Below are 24,558 nucleotides of genomic sequence, written 5' to 3'. Positions count from 1 at the left end.
GGGTTCTCTTCCTAACGGTCTGCCCGGCAAAGCAGTGTTCGACAAGCACGACGAAAGCGCTTTAGGCTAAGGGGCGGTTTCGAAAATGCGCGACAATGCCCGCATGACGATCGCGTCCCGCTGCCACCAGCACCCCGTGCGCCACTTCCCGGCGGTTATAGAGGATGGGTTCTCCGGAGAGGTCACTCATCTTACCATCCGCTTCCTGCACGATCAAATCGGCCGCCGCAAGATCCCAATCATGGCTGTTGCCGCCCGCAAAAGCCGCATCCAGCGCGCCGTGGGCGACCCGGCACAGACGCAGCGCGAGCGAGCCGATTCGCGGATGCAGCTTGATTTCGCCAAGCGAGGGCTTCAGCCGCTCGACCAGCGGCTTCGGGCCGGCGACGCGTGCGAAGTCGAGCTCGGACCCGGACGTCGTCTGTACCGGCTCGCCGTTGAGCGTCGTGCCCTCGCTGCGGACCGCGAAGAAGAACTCATCGCGCGACGGCGCGAAAACCGCGGCAAGCACCGGCGAGGCGTCCTCGACCAGCGCGACGCTGACGCACCAATCGTCATGGCCGCCCAGATAATTGCGCGTGCCGTCGATGGGATCGACGATCCAGGTCAGCCGCCGCGACAGCCGTGCCGCATCGTCGGCGCTCTCCTCGGACAGCCAGCCATAATCGGGCCTCGCAGCACGCAAGCGCGCTTCGAGCAGATCGTTGACCGCGATATCGGCTTCGGACACCGGCGAGGATACGCCCTTGATCCACTTCTTCAGCTCGGTGCGGAACATCGATTGCGCCAGCGCGCCTGCGTCCCGCACCGCGTCCTTCAGCAGCGCCGCATCGCGCGTCAGGATGGTCGCGTCCAGGGATTGCGCGTCAACGTCCGCCAAGCGTCAGACCCTCGATGCGCACCGTCGGCGCATTGATGCCGTAGCGGAACTCGAGATTGTTCGCCGGCTGCATCGACTTGAAGATCTCGAACAGATGGCCGGCGATCGTCACCTCGCTGACGGGATAGGTGATCTCGCCGTTCTCGATCCAGAAGCCGGAGGCGCCGCGGCTGTAATCGCCGGTGACGCCGTTGACGCCGGAGCCGATCAGGTCGGTGACGTAGAAGCCTTGGCTGATGTCGGCGATCAGCTCGGCCGGTGTCGGCGTTCCGGCTTCGAGATGCAGGTTGTACGGCCCGGGCGAGGGCGAGGAGGAGACGCCGCGATGGGCGTGGCCGGTGGTGGTGAGGCCGAGCTCGCGCGCGGTGGCGCAGTCGAGCAGCCAGGTCGTCAGCACGCCCTCGTCGACGAGCGCGGTCTTCTTCACCGCGACGCCTTCGGCATCAAACGTCTGCGAGCGCAGACCGCGCTTGCGCAAGGGATCGTCGACGATGCGGATGTTCTTCGCGAACAGCTGCTGGCCGAGCTTGTCCTTCAAAAAGCTGGTCTTGCGCGCGATCGAGGCGCCGTTGATGGCGCCGACGAGATGGCCGACCAGGGAGCCCGCAACGCGCGGATCGAGCACGACGGGCACCTTGCAGGTCTCGACCTTGCGCGGATTGTAGCGCGCTACGGTGCGCTCGCCGGCGGAACGGCCGACGGCTTCCGGCGACAGCAGATCGGCGCCGTGCGGCGCCGAAGTGAAGTCGTAGTCGCGCTCCATGCTGGTGCCTTCGCCCGATATGGCGGTCGCGGAGATGCCCTGGCTGGAGCGCAAGTAAGAGCCGTGGAAGCCGGTAGAGGTGACGAGCACCATGCCGCCGATGCCGGCAGAAGCCGAGGCGCCGCCGGATTTGGTCACGCCCTTGACGCCGAGCGCGGCAGCTTCGGCCGCAAGCGCGCGGCGCTCGAGCTCTGATGTCGTGGGCACGTCGGAATCGAGCAGGTCGAGATCGGGGAAGTCGCGCGCGAGCAGCGCGGGATCGGCGAGGCCGACATATTTGTCGTCGGGCGCAACACGCGCCATCGCCACCGCGCGTTCGGCGAGCTTGGTCACGGCATCGCCACTGACGTCGTTGGTCGAGACCACCGCCTGGCGCTGGCCGACCAGAACGCGCAGGCCGACATCGTCGCCCTCGGACCGCTCGGATTCCTCGACGCGGCCGTCGCGCACCTCGACGCCCTGCGAGACGCCACGCACTGCGACCGCATCGGCCGCATCGGCGCCGGCGCGCTTGGCCGCCTCGACCAGTCGCTGCGCGAGATCGGAGAGCGCGGACTGATCGAACAGGTCGCGATTGGCTGAGGTCGAAAGCGTCGAGCTTGCGGATGGTGAAGAGTTCACGAACGAAATCCTGTTGGGGCGGGGGTTCGGGACTGGAACCCACAGATGTGCCCTGATAGCGCGGACTTCAAGCATTTTCAGCCCGCCAAAAGCTCAGATTCGCGACTTCGGCGCAACGTCTCGTCAATCATGCGCGCCAAGGTCTTGTCAATCATGAGCAGCAGTGACGGTGGGTTAACCAGCCTTTTTAAGCGGTTTGGGAAAGGCGCGCGCTAAGGTCCTCGCATCGACCGGGAACATAATCCCGGCGGGGAGAACTAAAGCCGTGAGGCGTCAAACAGCAACAAGCGGGGTCACTCCCGCCGGGTCGAGCCGCTCCTTGCGGCTCGACCCTCTTTCCCTACCGGTTCGCTTCGATGCGCACGATCCGCGCGCCGACGGACATGTCAGGCAGATCGAGCTTCATCGTGAGCGTGTGGTGCTGCGTCGTGCCGTTCGCGGCATGCAAATGGCGATCAACGTCCGCGTCAGCGACTTCACCGGTGTCGCGCTCCGCGGCAACGACGAGGCGCAGGCCCTTATCCTCGTGCATCGCGATCCCTCGCTCTCCGTTCCGCTGCTGGTCGGCGCCGATGGCGACGAGCTCACTGAAGCCTGGGCGATCTGGAGCGAGATCTTTGCGCTGCCGCAGCTCGACGAAGACGCACGCAAACCCGCACCGCGTCGCCGCCGCACCAACGCGATCCGCGCCCGCCGCCCGAAATTTTTGATGCGCCGGCGCACCGGCATCGCACGCGAGCTTTCCGTCCATCGCGGCGAACGCGAGATCATCGCAAGGAATTAAAGGTGCCGTAGGGTGGGCAAAGCGAAAGCGTGCCCACCTCTTCTATCCCAGTCTCGGAAACATGGTGGGCACGGCGCAAGGGCGCCTTTGCCCACCCTACGAGAGCTACGCAGCCCGCATCACCGCGTCCGCGAGCAATCCCGCAAACAGCAGCAAGCCTGCATCGCGGTTCGACTTGAACAGGCGCAGGCAGAGCTCGGGATCGTGGATTCTCAACCGCACGATCTGCCACGCCAGATGCACGGCGAAGGCCGTAAGCCCGAGCCAGGCCGGCCAGCGCGCATCGCCGGAGGCCAGCGCGACGCCGATCAGCATCACCGCGAGCCCGTAGAACAGGATCAGCGCCTGATGCGTGTGCGCGCCGAACAGGCGCGCGGTGGACTTGATGCCGATCAGCGCGTCGTCCTCGGCGTCCTGATGCGCGTAGATCGTGTCATAGCCGATCACCCAGGAGATTGCGCCGGCATAGAGCACGAGCGCGGTGACGTCGATGCGTCCGAACGTGACGGCAAACCCCATCAGGGCGCCCCAGGAGAAGGCCAGCCCAAGCACGATCTGCGGCCACCAGGTGATGCGCTTCATGAAGGGATAGATCGCGACGATCAACAGCGAGGCGATGCCGGTCAGGACCGCGAAGCGGTTGAACTGCAACAGCACGAGGAGACCGATCAGCGCCTGTGCGATCATGAAGACCAGCGCCTGCTTCGTGGTCACCTGCCCTGATGGCAGCGGCCGCGAGCGGGTGCGCTCGACCTTGTCATCGAGGTCGCGGTCGGTGATGTCGTTCCAGGTGCAACCGGCCCCACGCATCACGAAGGCGCCGATGAAGAACAGGATGATGGTGAGCGGCAGGCCGCGGACCTCGTGCGCGATGCCGGCGGCGAGCGCCGCCGACCACCAGCACGGCATCAACAGCAGCCAGGAGCCGATCGGACGGTCGAAGCGGGACAAGCGCAAATAAGGCCGCGCCCATTGCGGCGCGCGCGTATCGACCCAGTTGCCAGTGGAATCGGCAACGCGGGCGGATGTATCGCTCATCGGGTCAGGACGTTGCCATTGAGCGTATCGAAGGTGCTGCCGCCCTTCTTGCCGGCATTGGCTTCAGGCGCCGAGCCCGAACCCAGCACCTCGCTCAGCGATGGGCCGGCCGGGCGCGCCTGCTGCTGCTGCATCTGCTGCGCGACCGTGCAGACCTTCTTCTGCATGGTCTCGGTGTTCTTGTGGCCGGTCTTCATCTGCTCGCCGATCTGCGGCGGGATTCCGCATTTGGCGGCGTGGGACTCGATGTATTTGATCATCTTCAGCTCAGCCTGGCTGAAGTTGCCGATCAGCTTGCAGGCCTCGTCCGGCGGCGCATGACGGTCGCTCGCGGCCTTGATCAGCTTGCCGCGCTTCTCGGCTTCCTCGCGGAGCGGAATGAACGCTTTCATACAGTCCTCGCCGGGACCGCCTTGCGTCGGCGGGGCCGCACTGAAGGCGCCGGCGCCGCCGATCGGCGCAGCGCCGTTCACGGGAAAGGACGATTGCGGCGCGGTGCCGACGGACGCGACGGGCGCCGAACCGTTCACGGGCGGAAACGCGGAACTGGTCGCGGCCTGATTGGGCAGCGGCGCCGGGAACGCGCTTTGCGCATCAGCGCCCGCGGCGCCCATCGTGACCATGGCGGCAGTGATCGGAACCATCAAATGACGGATCATCAAGATAGTCTCTCCGGCAGGAGCTTACGGTTTCGGCGTCTTCCCAATTGGAAGCGCAACCAGCGTGTTCGCGTTTCTACGATTCCCACCGGCGCTTAACAACCCGTGGAATAGGGCAAGAGCGCGGCGCTGGGACGCACCAGTTTGGCAATATTTACCCCCGAAATGGCGGCTTTCGGTTAAGAACGGCGATAAATCGGACCTTCGAACGATGCCTTCCCACGATTTTCGCGCCCCTCGCCTGTTCGTCGACGCTCCCTTGGCCCAGGACGCCAGGGTCCTGCTCGACCGCGACCAGAGCAACTATCTTGGCAATGTGCTGCGGCTTGCCGCCGGGGCCGAGGTTTTGGCTTTCAACGGCAGCGACGGCGAGTGGCAAGCTGCCATCGAAGGCCGCAAGCGGCCGGACGGCCTCGTCATCCTCCAGCAGACCCGGCCCCAGGACCGACTGCCCGACCTCGCCTACATTTTCGCCCCGCTCAAACATGCCCGGCTCGACTACATGGTGCAGAAGGCCATCGAGATGGGCGCCGCCACGCTTCAGCCGGTCCTGACCCGGTTCACCCAGGCCTCCCGGGTCAACACCGAACGGATGCGCGCCAACGTCGTCGAAGCGGCCGAGCAATGCGGCATCCTCAGCATCGCCGCGGTGGCCGAGCCGGTGCCGCTGGAGCGGTACCTCAGCCAGCGCGCCGCGGGCCGGCTGCTGATCTTCTGCGATGAGGCGGCGGAGGTCGAAAGCCCCATTCAGAGCCTACAGAACGCGCGCGAGGCCGACCAAGGCATCGACGTGCTGATCGGCCCCGAAGGCGGCTTTGCCGCGGAGGAACGGGCACTGCTGCTGCGGCAGCCGAAGATCCTGCGGCTGGCGCTCGGCCCCCGGATCATGCGGGCCGACACCGCCGCGGTGGCGGCCCTGGCGCTGGTGCAGGCGGTGCTGGGCGATTGGGGCGGCAAGACTGGCTAGCTTCCGTCGGCCTGACGATGAAACGATGAATTGCCCGGCCGTTAAGCGATTGATCCTTTGGAGGTCGAAACCGCTTTCCGGCCATGCTAAGGGCTGCGCCAATTCTGTTGCCTTCCCCTTGCCTGCCCGGTTCCACCGGGACGATGGACCCTGTTATGACCGCGACTGCCACCTCAAATGCTGCCGGCTCCGCCGCCTGGGCGGACACGCTGCTCTTGTCGTTCGCGCAGGCGGGCTATGTCAGGGCCGAGCCCGCCATCCTGCAGCCGGCCGAGCCGTTCCTGGACCTCTCGGGCGAAGACATCCGCAAGAGCCTCTACCTGACCACGGACCTCACGGGCGAGGAGCTCTGCCTGCGCCCGGACCTGACCATTCCAGTGGCGCGCGATTACCTCGCCTCTGCCCGTGCCGGCCAGGCGGCCGGGTTCAGCTATCTCGGCCCGGTGTTCCGCTACCGCAGCGGCCAGGCCAGCGAATTCCTGCAAGCCGGCATCGAATCCTTCGGCCGTCAGGACCGCGCCGCGGCGGATGCCGAGATGCTGGCGCTGGCGCTGGAGGCGACCGCCGCCTTCGGAGTCGGCGACGTCGAGATCCGCACCGGCGACGTCGCGTTGTTCAACGCCCTGCTCGATGCGCTCGATCTCTATCCAGTCTGGCGCCGCCGGCTGGTCAAGGATTTCAACCGCAAGATCAGCCTGGAGCAGGATCTGGAGCGGCTGGCGGCCGCGGCCACCGCGACCCGCAGCGAATATGAGGGCGTGCTCGCCGCGCTGGCCGGCTCCGATCGCAAGGCAGCGCTCGCCTTCGTCACCGATTTGATGTCGATCGCCGGCACCACCAATGTCGGCGGCCGCACCACGGCCGAGATCGCCGACCGCTTCCTCGAGCAATCGACGCTGAAGGGTGGCGCGCTGCCGCGCGAGGCGATCACCGTGCTCAAACGCTTCCTGTCGATCGCAGGCAATCCCGACGATGCCATCGCAGAGCTGCGCGCACTGACCACCGATGCCAAGCTCGATCTCACGGCTGCGATCGACCAGCTCGAGAGCCGGGTCGGCTTCATGGCGGCGCGCGGCATCGACGTGAAGCTGACGCGCTTCTCGACCGCGTTCGGACGCGGGCTCGACTATTACACCGGCTTCGAGTTCGAATTGCATCACAGGGGTAATGGCGCCGAGCCGCTGGTCGCCGGCGGCCGCTATGATGGGCTGATGACCCAGCTCGGCTCAGCGCAGCCGATCCCTGCGGTCGGCTTCTCGGTCTGGGTGGACGCGCTGACCAAGATCGGCCGCAAGGTGGGAGCTTAAGTCATGAGCGCGCCATTCGTTCTGGCCGTTCCCTCCAAGGGCCGCCTGCAGGAAAACACCGAAGCCTTCTTCGCCCGCGCCGGGCTCAAGCTGTCGAAGGCCGGCGGTGCCCGCGACTATCGCGGCACCATCGCGGGCCTCGACAATGTCGAGGTCGCCTATCTCTCGGCGAGCGAGATCGCCTCGCAACTGTCCCGCGGTTTCGCGCATCTCGGCGTCACCGGCGAAGACCTGGTGCGCGAGAACATCGCTGATGCCGACAAGCGCGTGTCGCTGATCGAGGGGCTCGGCTTCGGCTATGCCGATGTCGTCGTCGCGGTGCCGCAGGCGTGGATCGACGTCCGCACCATGGCCGACCTCGACGACGTCACCACCGGCTTTCGCGAGCAGCATCACATGCGGATGCGGGTCGCGACCAAGTTCATCAATCTGACCCGCGCCTTCTTCCAGAGCCACGGCATCACCGACTACCGCACCGTCGAAAGCGCCGGCGCGACCGAAGGCGCGCCCGCGGCCGGCAGCGCCGAGCTGATCGTCGACATCACCACGACCGGTGCAACGCTCGCCGCCAATGGCTTGCGGGTGCTCGACGACGGCGTGATCCTGCGCAGCCAGGCCAATCTGGTCGCCTCGAAGGAGGCCGACTGGTCGCCGCAGGCGCGCGAGACCGCGCGCGTCATCCTCGATCACATTGCGGCGCGGGCGCGGGCCAACAAATACCGCGAGGTCCGCACCCGCTTCCGGCAGTGCGACGCCGCCCTGCTCGGCGAGGCCCACAGCCGGTTCGGCGTGGAGGCCCCATTTGGCGGACCGACCTCGTCAGGCATGCTGACGCTGCACTGCCCCCCGGGGCAGCTCTATGCGCTGGCGAGCTTCCTGCGCGAGCATGGCGCCGAGACCGTCTCGGTGGTTTCGCTCGACTACGTGTTCGACCGGGAGAACCCGCTGTTCGCCAAGCTCGAAGCGTTCCTGGGGCGGTGAGCCCTAGCTTTGTTCAGCGTAGCGACAGCAAACGGCTGCTACCATATGCGGTTGAGAAGACCTAAACGCCTCTGGAACCTTGATCGATGACGCTGGGCTCTGACGTTTCCGGCATGACGACCACAGCGGCCAGCGCCGCCGCGAAGGGGCTGTCGATTGTCGTCCCCGTCTACAACGAGGCGGCGGGCCTCGCCGCCCTGCATCAGAGGATTTGCGAGCTCGCGAAGACCTTGCGGCAGCGCTATCGCCTTGCTTGCGAGGTCGTCTATGTCGACGACGGCAGCGCGGATGCGACGCTGTCGATCGCCCGCAGCCTGCCGGCCGACGCGATCGGCGTCCAGGTGGTCTCGCTGTCGCGCAATTTCGGCAAAGAGGCGGCGCTGATGGCCGGCCTCGACCATGCGCGGCTCGGCGCCGTCATGTTCATGGACGGCGACGGCCAGCATCCGCCGGCCCTGGTCGAGCAGCTGGTGCAGCACTGGATCGAAGACGGCTACGACGTCGTCTATACCGCCAAGGCGCATCGCGACAACGAGCCTTTCCTGCGGCGGCTCGCCGTGCACGGCTTCTACGCGCTGATCAATTGGGGCGCACGGCAGAAGATTCCCGAGGACGCCGGTGACTTCCGCCTGCTCTCACCGCGCGCGGTCGCAGCGCTGAGGCAGCTGCCGGAGCGCAACCGCTTCTTCAAAGGACTGGCCAGCTGGATCGGCTTCCGCCAGATCCGCGTCGACTACGAACCGGCGCCGCGCGCCCATGGCGTCACCACCTTCAACGCCGCTCGCCTGCTCGGCCTGTCGATCGAGGGCCTGACCTCGTTCTCGGTGGCACCGCTGCGCTTCGCCAGCCTGCTCGGCGCGGCTCTTGCCGGTATCGCCTTCCTGTTCGGCCTCTCCATCCTCTGGGAGGTCTTCACGACCGGCAAGCAGGTGCCCGGCTATCCCTCGCTCGTGGTCGGCCTGATGACCATCGGCGGCGTGCAGCTCATCATGATCGGCATCGTCGGCGAATATATCGGCAAGATCCTCTCCGAGCTGAAGGCGCGCCCGATCTACTTCGTCGCCGAGCACAGCGAGAAGCATTTTGAGGCCGACAACGCCGACGACGCTTCGAAAAGGACGGCCGCCGAATGAGTGCTGCCGCGGGCCTGCGGCGGATTTGGCTTTGCGCCGACGATTACGGCATCAGCCCGGGCGTCAACCGCGCCATCCGCGACCTGATCGAACGCGGCCGCCTCAACGCCACGTCGGTGATGATGGTGGGTCCGGCGATCCAGCGCAGCGAGATCGAAGCGCTGGACGCGGCAGCCAAATCGAGCCCGCGCTGCGCGATCGGCTTGCACGTGACGCTGTCGGCACCGTTCCGGCCGCTCACCATGCATTTCCGCCCTCTCGACGGCGACATGTTCCTGGCCTTTCCGAAGCTGCTGCGCGCCGGACTGATGCGGCGGCTCGACCGCGAATTCTTTCGCAACGAGGTGAAGGCGCAGCTCGCAGCGTTCACCGAAGCATTCGGGCGTGCGCCCGACTTCGTCGACGGCCACCAGCATGTGCAGCTCTATCCCCAGGTGCGCGACGGCTTTGTCGATGCCGTGAGCGAGACCGCACCGAACGCCTGGGTACGCCAGTGCGGACGCAACCTGCCGCTGGCGCAGCGGATGGCCTCACTAAAGGCCATGGTGCTCGATATCCTCAGCGCGCAATTCCGCCGCCGCGCCGGCGCGGCCGGTCTCAGCTTCAATCCCGGCTTCGCCGGGGCTTACGACTTCACGCGGGCGGCCGATTTCGGCGCATTGATGCGGCAGTTCCTGGAAGGCCTCCCCGAGGGCGGTCTCGTGATGTGCCATCCCGGTTTCGTCGATGACGTTCTTGTCGGTCTCGACCCGATGACGGATGTGCGCGAACGCGAGCACGCTTATTTCGCCGGCGACGCGTTCCCACGTCTGCTGGCGGACAGCGGCGTCACGCTGGGATGAAGTCGCCGAAAACCGCCTTGCGGGGCAGCTTGTCGCATACCGAAATTTAATCCGGCCGGCACTGTTGGGGCCATAATGGAACCCTACATCTCCTGCGCGCTTGGTTTTGCGCGAAGGAGATTGATCATGACGCCGCAGGAACGCCAGCTCGTCGACGAGCTTTTCGACCGGCTTACCAAACTGGAAAATGCACCGCGCGATCCGGACGCAACCGCCGCGATCTCCGACGGCTTGCGCAAGGCACCCGGTGCGATCTACGCGCTGGTGCAGACCGTGCTGTTGCAGGACGAAGCGCTGAAGCGCGCCCACGCCCGTATCCAGGAGCTGGAAGCGGGGCAGGCGCCCGAGCAGGCGCAGTCCGGCGGCTTCCTGGATTCCATGCGCGAGACGTTGTTCGGCGGAAGCCCGTCGCGGGGTTCGGTTCCGAACGTGCCGCCGCGCGACTCGCGGCCGGTCTGGAATAGCGGCCAGGCCATGCAGCAGACCCAGCCGGGCTACGGCCAGCCGCCTTACGGTCAGGCCTACGGCCAGGGTCCGGGTCAGGGTTATGGCGCGCCGCCGATCGGCGGTGCTGGCGGCTCGTTCCTCGGCACGGCGGCGGCGGCCGCGGCCGGCGTCGTCGGCGGCTCGCTGCTGCTCTCCAGCATCCGCGGCATGATGGGCGGACCGCATCAGCAGGCCTTTGGCGACACCAACGCCCTGGGCGACCGCAGCGCTGGTGGAAGTCCTTGGGGCGGCAGTGACCAGTCCGGCGGCTCGCTCGCGCGCGATGCGGGCCTCGACGATATCGGCTCGAACCGCCGCGACGACTCGCGCCAAGGCTTCTTCGATCAGGCGTCGAACGATCGGGACAACAACGACCAGAATTACAGCGACGATGGCGACGACAACATGGACACCGGCGACGACAGCGATTTCGGCGGCGGCGACGATGGCGGCAGCGATTACGCGTGAGCAATTCACCCGGTAGATACGAAACGGCCGCCTCTCGGCGGCCGTTTTCTTTTAGGGCGTAGCTCAAGCGCCTCTTGTGCCACCGCGCGCAGAGAAGCCGTTCGATATAGTATGACTAATGCGCATGGTTGCTGGCTTACACTGAGCTGAACGTTGCCGGACGCGCCCGAGTTCACCATGAAAGCCGAAATCACTTTCTGACGCGCGCGGCCGTAGACTCCCGGATTTCCAAATTCGGACATGGGTGTTCAACTGGAAGAACACGTTGCTCATGCCACACACGATGTGGCTGCCGCTCTTGGCAACAGTCGGGGTTTTAAAATGAGTTCACTTCAGCAGCGCATTGCAACCTTATCCGACGTGACGACACATCTCATCACCGAATTGTACGAGTTGGAGGGACTGCACGAGCGGCTCAGGAAGGCAGAGCTGTCGGCGCGGCGGCTGAACCGCTCCGCTCGCGCACCGCATTCCCATTCGTCAACTCGTCGTCGCTGCTCCGTTGCCGGGTCGACGCGGCACCGTCAGCGAGCATAGCTGGAAGGCGTTCGCCGGCGGCACGCAACGCCTTCGATGCCGCGCATCGCGAGCCGGCGCGGGTTGACGGCTCGCTTCAAGCGCAAAACGCCTCACATCACCACGACTTTGGTGCCGACATTGACGCGGCCGTAGAGGTCGATGACGTCCTCGTTGCGCATGCGGATGCAGCCGGAGGAGACGTTGGTGCCGATGGTCCAGGGCTCGTTGGAGCCATGGATGCGGTAGAGCGTGGAGCCCAGATACATCGCGCGGGCGCCCAGCGGATTTTCCGGGCCGCCTTCCATGTGCCGGGGCAGATCGGGGCGGCGTGCGAGCATTTCCGCCGGCGGCGTCCAGTCCGGCCATTCGCGCTTAGCGGTGATCGACTTCACGCCGGACCAGGTGAAGCCGGGACGGCCCACACCGATACCGTAGCGCATCGCCCTGCCGTTGCCCTCGACGAGATAGAGGAACTTGTTCGGCGTATCGACCACGATCGTGCCGGGGCTTTCCTTGCCGCCATAGTCAACGAGCTGCTTCTCGAATTTCGGATCGAACGGACGCTGCCGCGGATCGACCGCATCCTGCTGGAGCGCGCCTTGCTGAACTCCGCCTTGCATCTGCGGCTCGCCCATCGGCGGCAGACGGCGCTGATCGTAATAGGCCGGCTGCTGCTGATACACCGGCTGCTGCGGCGCATAGGCCGGACCGCGGCCGGGACCGTCGCCGAACAGGAATTCGATGAAGCCGCCGCCCATGTTCGAGTTGGAGGCGACGCGCACCGGCGCCGGCGGCACCTGCGGCGCATAGAGCACCGCGGGCGGATCGTTCGGCACGGTGTTATCGAAGGCGCTGGCGCTGTTTGCGCCGGCAATGAAGGTGCAAGCGCTGCCGAGCAGCGCGACAGACATTTTCTTGAACATCGACGTACTCTGTACTGTTTCGTCTAGATCACATGCGTCGGGGAAGGCGCCTGGCTGATCGACCGCCGCGACGTGGTCAATAAAAAGCAAAAGCCGTTTTGTTTGGTAAACGTATCAGGCGTTTGGATTCACCACGTCGTCAAGCGCGGGCCAATTTGGCGATCAGCGTTTATTTTCGATGAACGCAGCGCGGCCATGGTTAATCGCTTCTTTGCGCGCCGTCGCGCGACGCCGCACGACAGTTCCGGCTGTGAACTTCGTGTTAAATCGCTTCTGCCTACAAAGACGCGTGAATGAGGTGGGGGGAGTATCCTGATGGCTGTTCACCGCAAGCGTTTTCGCGTCGAAGATATCGCCGGTGGCGAGATGCCGATTCTTGACGTAACCGAAGAAGCAATCCCGATGCATAGCGAGATCATGGCCGAGCTGCGCGCGATCCGCGCACAGATGGCGAAGGGCACTGTGCCCTTGTCCGGCAGCGCAGCCATGGCGGCGATCGACGCCTCCACCGCCCACGAGCTGTCGGAAGCTCGTACCATGCTCGAGACCTACCGGGCGCAGATCGAGCAGTGCGAGAAGCTGAAGGTCGAGCTCGACCTCATCCACGACGCCATCGACCGCACCAAGCGCGAGATCGCGACGCTGCACGGCAAGAGCTTCGACGGCGGCGAGATGGCCAAGGTCACTGGCGAGCTCGGCGCGGTCGTCGGCGGCACCGAGCAGGCGACGCAGCAAATCCTCGAAGCCGCCGAGTCGATCGACCAGGCGGCCAGCGCGATGTCCAAGGTGCAATCGGCCGATCAGCAGAAGCGGCTCGCCGACGACATCCAGGAACGCGTCATCTCAATTTTCGAAGCCTGCAACTTCCAGGATCTGACCGGCCAGCGCATCAGCAAGGTCATGACCACGATGAAGTTCATCGAGCAGCACATCAATGCGATGATGGAGATCTGGGGCGGCGTCGACGCGATCAAGGCCCATGTGCCGGCGCCTGTCGACAACCGCAGCGATGACGAAAAGCTCCTCAACGGCCCGAAACTCGCCGGCGACGTCGGCCATGCCTCGCAGGACGACATCGACGCGCTGTTCGACTGAGCGGACTTGTCATTCTGAAAAACAAAACGCCGGCGCAAGCCGGCGTTTTTTTGTTTGCCGTCATTGCGAGCGTAGCGAAGCAATCCAGACCGTCACCGTGGAAAGACTCTGGATTGCTTCGCTACCGCTCGCAATGACGCGTGGTTAGGCCGGAATCCCGATCACGCCCTCGGCGCGCAGCGGACGTAGACCATGTTGCCGTAGCGGGTGGCGGCGTCCTTGTCGATGAAGCGGGTGATCAGCACGCGGCCATCGAAGGAGATGATCTCGCGGTCCTGCTCGCCCGGCGTCGGGCCGGCGGGGCCGATGTAGTTCTTGCCGCTCGGCGAGCCCTTCAGCCGCAGCTCCTGCGGGGTCGCCTGGTCGGCCAGATGCATGATCACGCCGCCGGAGGAGCCGGCGGTGATCACATAGGGATTTTTGCACTGCGCCCGGGCGGCAGCCTCGGTGCGGGCGCGGTCGGCCGGGTTCTGGAACGAGGCGAGACCCCAGCGGCCGACGATCTCGTCGGAGCGGATCGTCGCGGGCATTTCCGGGCCGGTGCCCGGCTCAGCCTCGGGCGGCGGCGAAGACGACGAGAAGGACGGCAGGCTCATGCCGCCGCCGCAGGCGCCCAGCAATAGCGCCAGACAAGACGCGGCGGCCAGATTGGCAACCGTGCGCGCGCGAGCTGAACTGATCATGGCATTCCCCCGAACAAGACCATGGCCGCACCCCTCCCGCAGCCAAGCGCAAAACCGCCGCTGGAGCAATGCCGTCGTTTGATACGCCGGCGCCCCGAACGAGTTTCCAATGCCACCATCCTATATCCGCCTCACCAATCGCTTAACCACCTTTGCTTGACAGGATCGCGGCCAAGCCATATTTCCGGGCGCACTATTAGCACTCGGAAAGCCCGATTGCTAAGCGTGCCGTTCGATCCTCGGGAAGAGGGTGGACGGAAGCGCCGCCCCAACCCACTTCCACTACTTCCGAAGCGAGCCTCCAAAGGGAAACGTCATGGCTAAATCCAAATTTCGTCCGCTGCATGACCGTGTCGTGGTCAAACGTATCGACGCCGAGGAAAAGTCCAAGGGCGGCATCATCATTCCCGACACCGCCAAGGAAAAGCCCTCCCAGGGCGAAATCGTCGCCGTCGGCCCGGGCGGCCGCGACGAGACCGGCAAGCTGATCCCGATCGACCTCAAGGTCGGCGACCGCGTGCTGTTCGGCAAATGGTCGGGCACCGAGGTCAAGATCGAGAACGAAGAGCTCCTGATCATGAAGGAGTCGGACATCATGGGCGTGCTGGCCTAAGGCCATCCGTCTGAACGGCCGCTGAATGCCATGCCCGGATCGCGCGATCCGGGCATCCATCATTCCGCCGGGTTCGACTTGCGGACCCGGGATTGGCGCAACACAAGCGGCAGATACATCACGAAACACGAGGGATTGCAGAAATGGCTGCCAAAGACGTCAAGTTTTCCGGAGACGCGCGCGATCGCATGCTGCGCGGCGTCGACGTTCTCGCCAACGCCGTCAAGGTGACGCTCGGCCCGAAGGGCCGCAACGTCGTCATCGAGAAGAGCTTCGGCGCACCCCGCATCACCAAGGACGGCGTCACCGTCGCCAAGGAGATCGAGCTCGAGGACAAGTTCGAGAACATGGGCGCCCAGATGGTGCGAGAGGTCGCCTCCAAGACCAACGACCTCGCCGGCGACGGCACCACCACCGCGACCGTGCTGGCCCAGGCCATCGTGCGCGAAGGCGCCAAGGCGGTTGCCGCCGGCATGAACCCGATGGATCTCAAGCGCGGCATCGACTCCGCGGTTGCGGCCGTGGTCAAGGACATCGAAAAGCGCGCCAAGCCGGTCGCCGCCTCCTCCGAAGTCGCCCAGGTCGGCACCATCTCGGCCAACGGCGATGCCGCCATCGGCAAGATGATCGCCCAGGCGATGCAGAAGGTCGGCAACGAGGGCGTCATCACCGTCGAGGAGAACAAGTCGCTCGACACCGAGGTCGACATCGTCGAGGGCATGAAGTTCGACCGCGGCTATCTCAGCCCCTACTTCGTCACCAATGCCGAGAAGATGACCGCCGAGCTCGAGGACGCCTATATCCTCCTGCACGAGAAGAAGCTCTCGGGCCTGCAGGCCATGCTGCCGGTGCTCGAAGCCGTGGTGCAGTCGGGCAAGCCGCTCGTCATCGTCGCCGAGGACGTCGAGGGCGAGGCGCTCGCCACCCTGGTGGTCAACCGCCTGCGGGGCGGCCTCAAGGTCGCCGCCGTCAAGGCGCCTGGCTTCGGTGACCGCCGCAAGGCCATGCTCGAGGACATCGCGATTCTCACTGGTGGCCAGCTCATCTCCGAAGAGCTCGGCATCAAGCTCGAGAACGTCACGGTGAAGATGCTCGGTCGCGCCAAGAAGGTGGTGATCGACAAGGAGAACACCACGATCGTCAACGGTGCCGGCAAGAAGCCCGACATCGAGGCCCGCGTCGGCCAGATCAAGGCGCAGATCGAGGAGACCACCTCGGACTACGACCGTGAGAAGCTTCAGGAGCGCCTCGCCAAGCTCGCCGGCGGCGTCGCGGTAATCCGCGTCGGCGGTGCGACCGAGATCGAGGTCAAGGAGAAGAAGGACCGCGTCGAGGACGCCCTCAACGCCACCCGCGCCGCGGTGCAGGAAGGCATCGTGCCCGGCGGCGGCGTCGCGCTGCTGCGCGCCAAGAAGGCGGTCGGCCGCCTGTCCAACGACAATGCCGACGTCCAGGCCGGCATCAACATCGTGCTGAAGGCGCTGGAAGCCCCGATCCGCCAGATCTCCGAGAACGCCGGCGTGGAAGGCTCGATCGTCGTCGGCAAGATCCTGGAGAACAAGTCCGAGACCTTCGGCTTCGACGCCCAGAACGAGGACTATGTCGACATGGTCGAGAAGGGCATCATCGATCCCGCCAAGGTGGTGCGCACCGCGCTCCAGGACGCCTCCTCCGTGGCCGGCCTCTTGGTGACCACCGAAGCCATGGTCGCCGAAATGCCGAAGAAGGAAGCTCCGCCCGCCATGCCGGCCGGCGGCGGCATGGGCGGCTTCTAAGGCCCATCCTCACCCTCCAGTGTTACGAAGGCCGCCTCCGGGCGGCCTTCTTTTTTGCCGACCCTGCCCCTCCGCTTTCCGATTCAACCGGCGGCCAAAACCCACTACGGTGGCCCCGATTCTGATTGCTCGAGGATTTCGTCGATGCGCGCGCTTCCGGTTTGTTCGACAGCCCTTTTGGTGGCCCTACTCGCCGCCTCGCCCGAGATCGCTTCCGCCCAGATGAAGCTGTCGCCGAAGGCCACTACGCCCGGCGGCGTCGAGACGCGCTATTTCACCTCGATCGACGGGCTGATGGACGGCAATGCCGACGTGATCCTGAAGGAGACGCGCCAGGGCAAGACGGTCACGGCGGCCGTGCTCGACGTCTGCTATCCCGTCGCGAAGAATTCCGACCGGAAGGACCGCTTCGTCGTCAATCTCCAGGTTGCGGGCCAGAACCTGACGGGCACGACGCAGAGCCTCGGCGCGAAGGCGCCGGTCAGCGTCAAGCTGCTGCGCAAGCAGGCCGGGGACACGTTCGAGTTCCGCGGCCAGATCACGATCGGCCAGACCGTGACCGAGGTCACCTCGCCCGACAATTCCGATCTCAGCGAGAAGGAATTCCTCGACAACCAGACCTCCGATGACGGCATCACGCCGCAGCCGAAGGATTTCACCGACGTCTCGCCGGAGGCGATCGCGGTCAAGGTCAAGCTCGATGCCGCGACCGACTTCCTGAAGAGCCTGAAGGGCCAGGAGGTTGAGGTGACGCTGGCCAGCCTCAATGTCGGCTGCGACGCGCTGCGCGCCGGTGAGCAGACCATCAACATGTCGGTCGATCCGGAGCGCGCGGGGGCGCTGCTGGCAAAGTTCAAGGCGATGCCCGGCGTCACCGCCGCGGGCTGGACCGCGGGCATGACCGAGATGGACCGCACCATCCGCTTCCCCGCCGCCGACTGGCGCGATGGCGACAAGATCAACCGCGACAAGCTCGCGACCGCGGTTGCGGGCGTGCTGAGCAGGACGCTGGCGGCAAAGCCGGTGTCGCAAAGCTTCAACCCGGCGACCGGCAAGCTCAAGCTGGTGTTCAAGCGGCCGAACCAGGATCATCCGGCGCTCGAGCTCACCGACACGATCGAGGTCGCAGGGCTCGTCTCGCCCGACAAGCCCGGCACCACGGACAAGCTGATGCTGTGGATCGGCAGCCCCGCGACCACGACAGCTGATGAAAGTAGCGGCGCCAAGCTTAACCTCTCGGACGACGCTTCGGCCGACGAGGAAGGCGATCTGCCCGACGACAACGGCTCGGTCGAGGCACTCGCCAAGGAACTGAAGGGCCAGCGCTGGGACGCCGACAAGTCGGTGTGGAAGTAGGCGCCGCTATCGTGCCCCGGACGCAGCGCTGTAGCGCTGCAGAGCCGGGGCCCAGAGGCCACGAGTTCGATAACCGGTAGAATCTGGGTCCCGGCTCTGCGGCGCCTCGCTTACGCGACGCGCCTTGTCCGGGACACGAGAGCAGATCTAATTCCCGTTCACGCGAAAGCGCAGCGGCTTGGGGCCGATCAGCGTCAGCACGTCGCCCTGGCGTTTCCAAGTCTCGACGCTGCCGAGCGCTCCGACCAGCTCATCGTCGGCCTGGGCCTTGGCCTGCGGACAGGAACGATCCTGGATCTGCCCGGGAACGAAGATCACGGTGTTGCCGGCGACCGAGAACTGGCCCTTGCCGCCCTTGCACCAGAGCTCCAGCACGACCTCGCCATTGTCGCCGATCTCGATGTTCGGTATCCGCTTCGAGCCGGGCTGTGGCAGCGCTTCCAGCGTCATTTCGGTGCCGAAGGGGAACCCGTCCTCGGCACGCGCGAGCGTGGACATCGCGAGCATGGCAACTGCCGCACACACCAACCGCTTGAACGAAACCATGAGACCTCTCGACCGACCTGACTTGCCGCACCTTCTATAAGACGGCAGCGTTCTTGAGAAGGTTCGCCCATGGCGGATGTCGATGCAAAAATCCCCGCGAGGCGAGCCTCGCGGGGATTGGCATCGCAGCCTGGCGTCGACCGCTACTTCAGCACCAGCGCCGTAAACGGCCAGACATAGGCCTGCAACGTCACGAGCACGCCGACGAGGCAGGCCAGCACGATCGAGTGCCGGAACACGAAGCGCAGGATGGTGCCCTCGTGGCCGTACCAATTGGTGGCGGTGGAGGCGACGACGATCGATTGCGCGTCGATCATCTTGCCCATCACGCCGCCGGAGGAGTTCGCCGCAGCCATCAGGACCGGCGACAGGCCGAGCTGCTCGGAGGTGATCTTCTGCAGGTTTCCGAACAGCACGTTTGAGGCGGTGTCCGATCCCGTCAGCGCGACACCCAGCCAGCCAAGCAGCGTGCCGAAGAAGGGATAGAGCACGCCGGTGGCCGCGAAGGCGAGGCCCAGCGTCGCGTCGACGCCGGACAAGCGCGTCAAGGTGCCGATCGCGAGCATCGCGGAGATCGTGATCAGCGAGATCGCGCACAGCCGGATGGTGCGGCCGTACTCGGTCACGAGTTTGACGGGACCGACGCCCATCAGGAAGCCGGAGATGATCGCCGCGATCAGCATGCCCGTGCCAGTGAAGGACAGGTAGGTGAAGCTGAACACCGCGCCTTCCGGCGTCGGTTTCGCCGCCACCGGCGGCATCTTGTTGATCATCTTGTCGAGCTCGGGAACCGCGTAGTTGAAGGTGAAGATCGAGTTCGCCCAGGTCTTGAACCAGCCGCTGCCCCACAGCAGCATCACGACGCAGACGATGATCCACGGCAAGAGCGCGCTCCAAAGCTCCGCTTGCGTGAGCGGAGTTTTGTCGAGCGGCTTCGCCGGCGCCATGGTCGCATGCGACTCGTCGTGTCCACGCAGCTCCGGCGACAGCCAGAGCTGCCTCGGCTGCCACACCTTCAGAAACAGGATGAGGGCGCCCATCGAGATCAGCGATGCCCCGATGTCGACGATCCAGGGATTGATGTGATTCGAGATCACATATTGCGGTATTGCAAACGACACGCCCGTGACGAGGATCGCCGGCCAGACGTCCTTCATGCCCCTCCAGCCCGCGAACGCCCACACCACCCAGAACGGCACGATCAGCGAGAAGAACGGCAATTGCCGGCCGACCATCGCACCCAAGATATACGGGTCGAGCCCGGTGACCGAGGCAAGGCCCTGGATCGGCGTGCCCAGCGCGCCATAGGCGACCGGCGCGGTGTTGGCGATCAGCGACAGGCCGGAGGCTGCGAGCGGCGAGAAGCCGAGCCCGATCAACACCGCGCCGGTGATCGCGACCGGCGTGCCGAAGCCCGAGGCACCCTCGAAGAAGGCACCGAACGAGAACGCCACCAGCAACAGTTGCAAACGCCGGTCCTCGGTGACGCCGCCGATCGCGCGCTTCAGCAGTTCGAATTTTCCGCACCCTACCGTCACCTGATAGAGGAAGATGACGTTGAGGACGATCCAGCCGATGGGGAAGAACCCGGTGACGATGCCCAGCACCGAGGCGCGGATCGACATGTTCGCGGGCATGGTGAAGACGAAGATCGTGATCAGGTTGGTCACGATCACTGCGATGACGGCTGCGATATGGGCCTGGACGCGGCCACTCGCGATCAGGACCAGCAGCGTGACGACGGGCACTGCCGCCGCGATCGTCGACAGCACCGGGCTGTGCAGCGGGTCATAGATTTGATTCCACATGGTCTTCCTCCCCACGCATGTTTGTGGCAGGCGACCCGCGTGGAGAGCCGGTCCTGCTTGACGCTGAAAGCGATAACCCCCGGGTCGGACGCGAATTCCTCGCGAATGCGGCGGTTCCCGTCCGCTCACAAGCTCGCGAAATCCCGAAGCACCCCGCCCCGCGCCGTCGAGCCCCATGCTAGGGTTGCAAGCTGCGACAAGCCAACGCAAATTGCAGACCTTGCGACTTTAGTCTAAGCGCGCCCATTTTCGCCATTACCTCAGCCATATGGCTCTGGGCCGTTATGCACATCCCCTGAGGAGACCCAGCTCTGTGAAGAACATCCGCGCCACGCTCGCGATCGTCTGGCGAATCGCCGCCCCCTATTTCCGATCGGAGGACAAATGGGCTGGCCGCGGCCTGCTCGCCGCCGTCATCGCCATGGAGCTGGCGCTGGTGGCGATCAATGTTCTGGTCAGTCAGTGGCAGAACCGATTCTTCAGTGCGATCCAGGGATATGAACTGGACCGGTTCGTCAGAGAGATTTGGATCTTTCTTGGCCTTGCCTTCACCTTCGTCGCATTGGCGGTCTACAAGCTCTACCTGAACCAGTGGCTCCAGATTCGTTGGCGGCGCTGGCTGACGCAACATTATCTCGGCGAATGGCTCAACGGCTCGACGCATTACCGCATGCAGCTCAAGGGCGACGCCGCCGACAATCCGGATCAGCGTATCACCGAGGACGTCAAGAATTTCGTCGAGCAGACCCTGACCATCGGCCTCGGCCTGCTGTCGTCGATCGTGACGCTGGCCTCGTTCGTCGTCATTCTCTGGGGCCTGTCGGACAAGGCGCCGCTGCACATTTACGGTACCGATATCGTTATCCCTGGTTTTCTGGTCTGGTGTGCGCTGGTCTACGCAATCCTGGGTACGGCGCTGACGCACTGGATCGGTGCCCCGCTCATCAACCTCAATTTCGAACAGCAGCGCTTCGAGGCCGACTTCCGCTTCAACCTGATCCGCGTGCGCGAAAATTCGGAGCAGATCGCCCTTTTGAAAGGTGAGAGCGCGGAGCGAGGGAATCTGCTGCAGCGCTTTGGTTTCGTCATAGGCAACTGGTACGCGATTATGAGCAGGACCAAGCGCCTGACCGCTTTCACGGCAAGCTACAGTCAGGCTGCAGTGATCTTCCCCTATGTGGTGGTGGCTCCGGCTTACTTCGCCAAGAGAATCCAGCTCGGCGACTTGATGCAGACCGGCTCGGCGTTTGGCAGCGTGCAGGATGCGCTGTCGTTCTTCGTCACGGCGTATCGCTCGCTCGCGGAATGGCGCTCGGTGATTGCTCGTCTCGATGGCTTCGAGATGTCGGTCAGCTCAGCAGCCACCGTCGCGGCGCACGAGCCGGCCATCAGCGTTGCGCCAGGCAGCGCCAAGGCAATCACGCTCAAGCAATTGCTGGTGAACCTGCCAAACGGCGAGCCACTGGTCAGCGCCGATGCCTTCATCGTCCGGCCGGCAGAGCGAGTTCTGGTGACCGGACCGTCCGGTTCCGGCAAGTCGACGTTGTTCCGGGCCATTGCCGGCATCTGGCCTTTCGGCGACGGAACGATCGCCATTCCTGAGAAGGCGAAGCTGATGATGGTGCCGCAGCGGCCGTATTTCCCGATCGGTCCGCTCGGGGATGCCGTGATCTACCCCTCCGATCATGGCACAATCGCGCCCGAGAAGATCGCGGAAGTGCTGACAGCGGTAGGCATGCCGCGTCTGGCAAAGCGGCTTGCCGAGGACGGTCACTGGAACCGGATGCTGTCGCTCGGCGAGCAGCAGCGCCTCGGGCTCGCTCGCGCGCTGTTGCATGCGCCGGACTATCTGTTCCTGGACGAGGCCACGGCGTCGCTGGACGAGCCGTCCGAGGCCCGGCTGTACCGGCTGTTGGCGGAGAAGCTGCCGCAGGCGACCATTGTCTCGATCGGCCACCGCTCGACGCTCGACGCCTTCCACACCCGCAAGATGACAATGGTGAAGGACGGCGAGATCCACGTCCTCGGCGGCGAACCGGCTGTAGCGGAGCCGAGCGCGGCGCGTTGAGGCGCGGCGCTCCGGATTCGTGTGCGCGGCGGCGTGATTTAGCGCGGTTTCGCGACACGAGCTCCCATCCTCCCCTGAGGGGGAGGATCGGTTCGCATGCAGCGAAGCGTAATGCGAACCGAGGTGGGGTGACGGTCTATCCGCGTTGACACTGTCCGTGTCGAGAGATCACCCCGCCCCGCTCGCGCTGCGCGCGATCGACCCTCCCCCTACAGGGCCTCTCCAGGGGAGGGTGGAAGTTTCTTCACGTCATGCCCTGGCTTGTCCAGGTCGGGCCGGCCATGACGATGTGGCCAACATCGAGCCCTCACCGCGCACGCCACGGCCGAACTCCTTTAGTCTATTAGCCCCAAAGCAAAAGGGCGGCAGATTGCTCCGCCGCCCTCATCAAGTCGTTTCGGGAAGAAACTTACTTCAGGTTGGTCATCGCCGTCAGGTCGAAGGAGAGCTTGGCGATACCGGCGGCGCCGCACCAATTGGAGCCGACGCCAGTCGGATTGATGTTGCTGAAGCTGCCGTTGAAGCCTGCCGTGTAGTCGCTGGTGAACGCGTTGCAGTTCGCCTTCGAAAGGTCGGTGTCGGAGTAACGCAGGTCGAGCGTGAACACCTTGTAGGTGAAGCCGATGCCGATATTCCAGGTGTTGTAATCGGCGTACTTGATGCCGTTCGGGAACGGACCGGCGAAGCCCGGCGCGGCGAAGCCAGTGCCGTAGAACGAGTCGGAGGTGCCCAGGAATTGGCGGCCGAACTCACCCGAGACGTACATGCCGACGCCGCTGGAGCCGAAAATGGTGCTCGGCGCGGTGTACTTGGCGGTGATCGACACATAGTCGCCCCACGCACCGGAGTTCAGGAAGCTCGGCGTGTAGTACTCGTTCAGGCCGACGGTCCAGCTGTCGTTGATGGTGTAAGCCACCTTGCCGTAGACTTCGAAGAAGCTGACATCCTTCTTCATCACGTTGCCGTTGAGCAGGGCGTTCGCCGCGCACTGCGCGCTGAGCGGGTTGCCGGCGGTGTCAGTCGGCGCGCCGTAAAAGCAGGTGCCACCCGGATACAGATAACCCCAGACACCGATGTCGAAGGCGAACGCACCGAAGGTCGGGCGGATACCGCCGTAGACGTCGATCTCGGCCGCGGCGCGGTTCGGGAAGGAGATGCTCTCACCGGCCAAGCCGACATAGAGCTGGAGGTCCTTGGTGACGTTGTAGCGCGGCTCAAAATAGGCGGCGACAGACGGCTTGTGGTTCGACTGGGTGATACCGCGGAAGATGTAGTCGCTCATGATGGCGCCGCCGAAGGCGATATCCCAGGGATCGAAGGCCGGCGGCGGCGGGGCTTTCAATGCCTTGACCGGCATGTCTGCCGCGAAAGCCGAACCCGCCACCATTGCCAGCGCCGTTGCCAACAAAGCCACTTTTTTCATTTCGATCCCCATCGCCAGTTCTTAGACCCAGTCAGATCCCGTTAGCCCCCCGGGGCGCTCGACCTGATTGCAAATTTCGTAACTGCGGCAATGTGAATTGAGGGGTGCGAACGGTGAAGCAAAAAGCGCGGGCATCTGCCGCCTTTTTAGGCGTTTTGACCGTTCCACGAAAGGTTGTCAGCTTGTGTGTCTTCTCGAACACATCAATTGCGTCGCAAACTGCAAAGGATGGTCCGTGCAAGTACGGGGAAGCCAGGAAGCGTGGCCCCCAGGTTACGAATCAGACAGGCGCGAGAAAGGGCGGCCTCTGTAGGTGCTTGTGGCGATGCAAAAAGGCCGCAGCGTCACCGCAGCGGCCTTTCTGTTGTCGATCGCGTCGCTGGACCTACCCCTGTCCCTCGGCCGGCGCCGATTCCGCAGAAGACGAAGGCATCGCCCAGCTTGTCTCGGCGGCAGGCTCGGGAGCCGGAGCTTCCACCGGTGCTGATGGCTTCGGAGCAGGAGCTGCCTTCGCTTTCTTCGGTGCCGCTTTCCTCGCGGCCTTCTTGGGTGCGGCCTTCTTGGCCGACTTCGTCGCAGCCTTCTTGGCGGCTTTCTTCGGGGCTGCCTTCTTGGCAGATTTCTTCGCAGCTTTCTTTGCAGACTTTTTCGCGGACTTCTTGGCTGCCTTCTTCGCGGTCTTCTTCTTCGCCGCTACGACCTTCTTAGCCTTTTTGGCCTTCTTGCTTTTTTTCTTCTTCGCTTTCGCCATCGTGGTCCTCCTGTTGCCGCCGAACAATGGTCGATCGGGCGTCTTTCTGCCGTCACCTGCGGACGAAAG

General features: G+C 64.7%; 22 protein-coding genes. 12 read left to right on the top strand and 10 right to left on the bottom strand.

From position 1 onward, the window contains the following. Nucleotides 1-61: 61 nt before the first annotated feature. Nucleotides 62-880: a 3'(2'),5'-bisphosphate nucleotidase CysQ gene (locus XH85_RS07515; RefSeq protein ID WP_128931385.1), complete on the bottom strand. Its 819-nt coding sequence runs from the start codon at nucleotides 878-880 to the stop codon at nucleotides 62-64. Then, nucleotides 867-2,264 (bottom strand): TldD/PmbA family protein, encoded by a 1,398-nt coding sequence (locus XH85_RS07510; RefSeq protein ID WP_164940713.1) that lies wholly within the window; start codon nucleotides 2,262-2,264, stop codon nucleotides 867-869. The genes XH85_RS07515 and XH85_RS07510 overlap by 14 nt, the downstream gene beginning before the upstream one ends. Before the next feature lie 265 nt (nucleotides 2,265-2,529). On the opposite strand from XH85_RS07510, the gene XH85_RS07505 reads away from it, so the two are divergent. Next, complete coding sequence (locus tag XH85_RS07505; RefSeq protein WP_128931383.1) at nucleotides 2,530-3,048, top strand: DUF6101 family protein; 519 nt, start codon at nucleotides 2,530-2,532, stop codon at nucleotides 3,046-3,048. 105 nt (nucleotides 3,049-3,153) lie between these two features. On the opposite strand, the gene ubiA is transcribed toward XH85_RS07505, so the two are convergent. After that, nucleotides 3,154-4,086, bottom strand: a complete 933-nt coding sequence (ubiA, locus tag XH85_RS07500) for a 4-hydroxybenzoate octaprenyltransferase (protein ID WP_128931382.1) — start codon at nucleotides 4,084-4,086, stop codon at nucleotides 3,154-3,156. Further along, a complete protein-coding gene (locus tag XH85_RS07495; protein WP_128937137.1) occupies nucleotides 4,083-4,745 on the bottom strand; it encodes a hypothetical protein in 663 nt (220 codons plus the stop codon). The genes ubiA and XH85_RS07495 overlap by 4 nt, the downstream gene beginning before the upstream one ends. 211 nt (nucleotides 4,746-4,956) lie before the next feature. Here XH85_RS07495 and XH85_RS07490 point away from each other — a divergent pair, with 211 nt between their 5' ends. The 6 genes from XH85_RS07490 to XH85_RS07465 all read left to right on the top strand — a co-directional run bounded on the left by XH85_RS07490 (nucleotide 4,957) and on the right by XH85_RS07465 (nucleotide 10,929). Next, nucleotides 4,957-5,712 carry a 16S rRNA (uracil(1498)-N(3))-methyltransferase gene (locus tag XH85_RS07490; protein ID WP_128931381.1) on the top strand — a complete coding sequence of 252 codons (756 nt, stop codon included), beginning with the start codon at nucleotides 4,957-4,959 and terminating at the stop codon, nucleotides 5,710-5,712. Nucleotides 5,713-5,867: 155 nt separating this feature from the next. Continuing rightward, nucleotides 5,868-7,019, top strand: a complete 1,152-nt coding sequence (locus XH85_RS07485; RefSeq protein ID WP_128931380.1) for an ATP phosphoribosyltransferase regulatory subunit — start codon at nucleotides 5,868-5,870, stop codon at nucleotides 7,017-7,019. Between the two features lie 3 nt (nucleotides 7,020-7,022). Then, nucleotides 7,023-8,000, top strand: a complete 978-nt coding sequence (gene hisG / locus XH85_RS07480) for an ATP phosphoribosyltransferase (RefSeq protein WP_091886940.1) — start codon at nucleotides 7,023-7,025, stop codon at nucleotides 7,998-8,000. A gap of 86 nt (nucleotides 8,001-8,086) precedes the next feature. Further along, complete coding sequence (locus XH85_RS07475; protein WP_128931379.1) at nucleotides 8,087-9,133, top strand: glycosyltransferase family 2 protein; 1,047 nt, start codon at nucleotides 8,087-8,089, stop codon at nucleotides 9,131-9,133. Beyond that, the gene (locus tag XH85_RS07470; RefSeq protein WP_128931378.1) at nucleotides 9,130-9,975 is read left to right on the top strand and encodes a ChbG/HpnK family deacetylase; all 846 of its coding nucleotides are present in this window, start codon (nucleotides 9,130-9,132) and stop codon (nucleotides 9,973-9,975) included. The genes XH85_RS07475 and XH85_RS07470 overlap by 4 nt, the downstream gene beginning before the upstream one ends. A 126-nt stretch (nucleotides 9,976-10,101) precedes the next feature. Next, nucleotides 10,102-10,929 carry a DUF2076 domain-containing protein gene (locus XH85_RS07465; RefSeq protein WP_128931377.1) on the top strand — a complete coding sequence of 276 codons (828 nt, stop codon included), beginning with the start codon at nucleotides 10,102-10,104 and terminating at the stop codon, nucleotides 10,927-10,929. A 629-nt stretch (nucleotides 10,930-11,558) separates the two neighbouring features. Here XH85_RS07465 and XH85_RS07460 read toward each other — a convergent pair. Beyond that, nucleotides 11,559-12,371 carry a L,D-transpeptidase gene (locus XH85_RS07460; RefSeq protein WP_128931376.1) on the bottom strand — a complete coding sequence of 271 codons (813 nt, stop codon included), beginning with the start codon at nucleotides 12,369-12,371 and terminating at the stop codon, nucleotides 11,559-11,561. A 315-nt stretch (nucleotides 12,372-12,686) separates the two neighbouring features. Between XH85_RS07460 and XH85_RS07455 the strand changes: the two genes are divergently transcribed. Next, a complete protein-coding gene (locus XH85_RS07455; RefSeq protein WP_128931375.1) occupies nucleotides 12,687-13,466 on the top strand; it encodes a protein phosphatase CheZ in 780 nt (259 codons plus the stop codon). Nucleotides 13,467-13,627: 161 nt separating this feature from the next. Here XH85_RS07455 and XH85_RS07450 read toward each other — a convergent pair whose 3' ends face one another. After that, the gene (locus tag XH85_RS07450; RefSeq protein ID WP_164934682.1) at nucleotides 13,628-14,149 is read right to left on the bottom strand and encodes a hypothetical protein; all 522 of its coding nucleotides are present in this window, start codon (nucleotides 14,147-14,149) and stop codon (nucleotides 13,628-13,630) included. A gap of 316 nt (nucleotides 14,150-14,465) precedes the next feature. On the opposite strand from XH85_RS07450, the gene XH85_RS07445 reads away from it, so the two are divergent. The 3 genes from XH85_RS07445 (at nucleotide 14,466) to XH85_RS07435 (ending at nucleotide 17,893) form a co-directional block, all read left to right on the top strand. After that, nucleotides 14,466-14,762 (top strand): co-chaperone GroES, encoded by a 297-nt coding sequence (locus tag XH85_RS07445; RefSeq protein ID WP_091886950.1) that lies wholly within the window; start codon nucleotides 14,466-14,468, stop codon nucleotides 14,760-14,762. Between the two features lie 143 nt (nucleotides 14,763-14,905). Beyond that, nucleotides 14,906-16,537, top strand: coding sequence for a chaperonin GroEL (gene groL / locus XH85_RS07440; protein ID WP_128931374.1), 1,632 nt, complete (start codon nucleotides 14,906-14,908; stop codon nucleotides 16,535-16,537). 144 nt (nucleotides 16,538-16,681) lie between these two features. Next, complete coding sequence (locus XH85_RS07435; protein ID WP_128931373.1) at nucleotides 16,682-17,893, top strand: hypothetical protein; 1,212 nt, start codon at nucleotides 16,682-16,684, stop codon at nucleotides 17,891-17,893. A 147-nt stretch (nucleotides 17,894-18,040) separates the two neighbouring features. On the opposite strand, the gene XH85_RS07430 is transcribed toward XH85_RS07435, so the two are convergent. After that, nucleotides 18,041-18,439, bottom strand: a complete 399-nt coding sequence (locus XH85_RS07430; RefSeq protein WP_128931372.1) for an META domain-containing protein — start codon at nucleotides 18,437-18,439, stop codon at nucleotides 18,041-18,043. A gap of 143 nt (nucleotides 18,440-18,582) precedes the next feature. Further along, complete coding sequence (locus XH85_RS07425) at nucleotides 18,583-20,247, bottom strand: L-lactate permease (RefSeq protein WP_128931371.1); 1,665 nt, start codon at nucleotides 20,245-20,247, stop codon at nucleotides 18,583-18,585. A gap of 313 nt (nucleotides 20,248-20,560) precedes the next feature. Here XH85_RS07425 and XH85_RS07420 point away from each other — a divergent pair, with 313 nt between their 5' ends. Continuing rightward, complete coding sequence (locus XH85_RS07420) at nucleotides 20,561-22,315, top strand: ABC transporter ATP-binding protein/permease (protein WP_128931370.1); 1,755 nt, start codon at nucleotides 20,561-20,563, stop codon at nucleotides 22,313-22,315. A 409-nt stretch (nucleotides 22,316-22,724) separates the two neighbouring features. On the opposite strand, the gene XH85_RS07415 is transcribed toward XH85_RS07420, so the two are convergent. Continuing rightward, on the bottom strand, nucleotides 22,725-23,738 hold the full coding sequence (locus XH85_RS07415; RefSeq protein WP_128931369.1) for a TorF family putative porin: 1,014 nt from the start codon (nucleotides 23,736-23,738) through the stop codon (nucleotides 22,725-22,727). 385 nt (nucleotides 23,739-24,123) lie between these two features. Continuing rightward, on the bottom strand, nucleotides 24,124-24,489 hold the full coding sequence (locus XH85_RS07410; protein ID WP_128931368.1) for a histone: 366 nt from the start codon (nucleotides 24,487-24,489) through the stop codon (nucleotides 24,124-24,126). Between the last annotated feature and the right edge of the window lie 69 nt (nucleotides 24,490-24,558).

Source organism: Bradyrhizobium zhanjiangense, assembly GCF_004114935.1.
Classification (GTDB): Bacteria; Pseudomonadota; Alphaproteobacteria; order Rhizobiales; family Xanthobacteraceae; genus Bradyrhizobium; species Bradyrhizobium zhanjiangense.
Note: the sequence above shows the minus strand (reverse complement) of the source record. Positions and strands in the feature narration are given on the sequence as shown.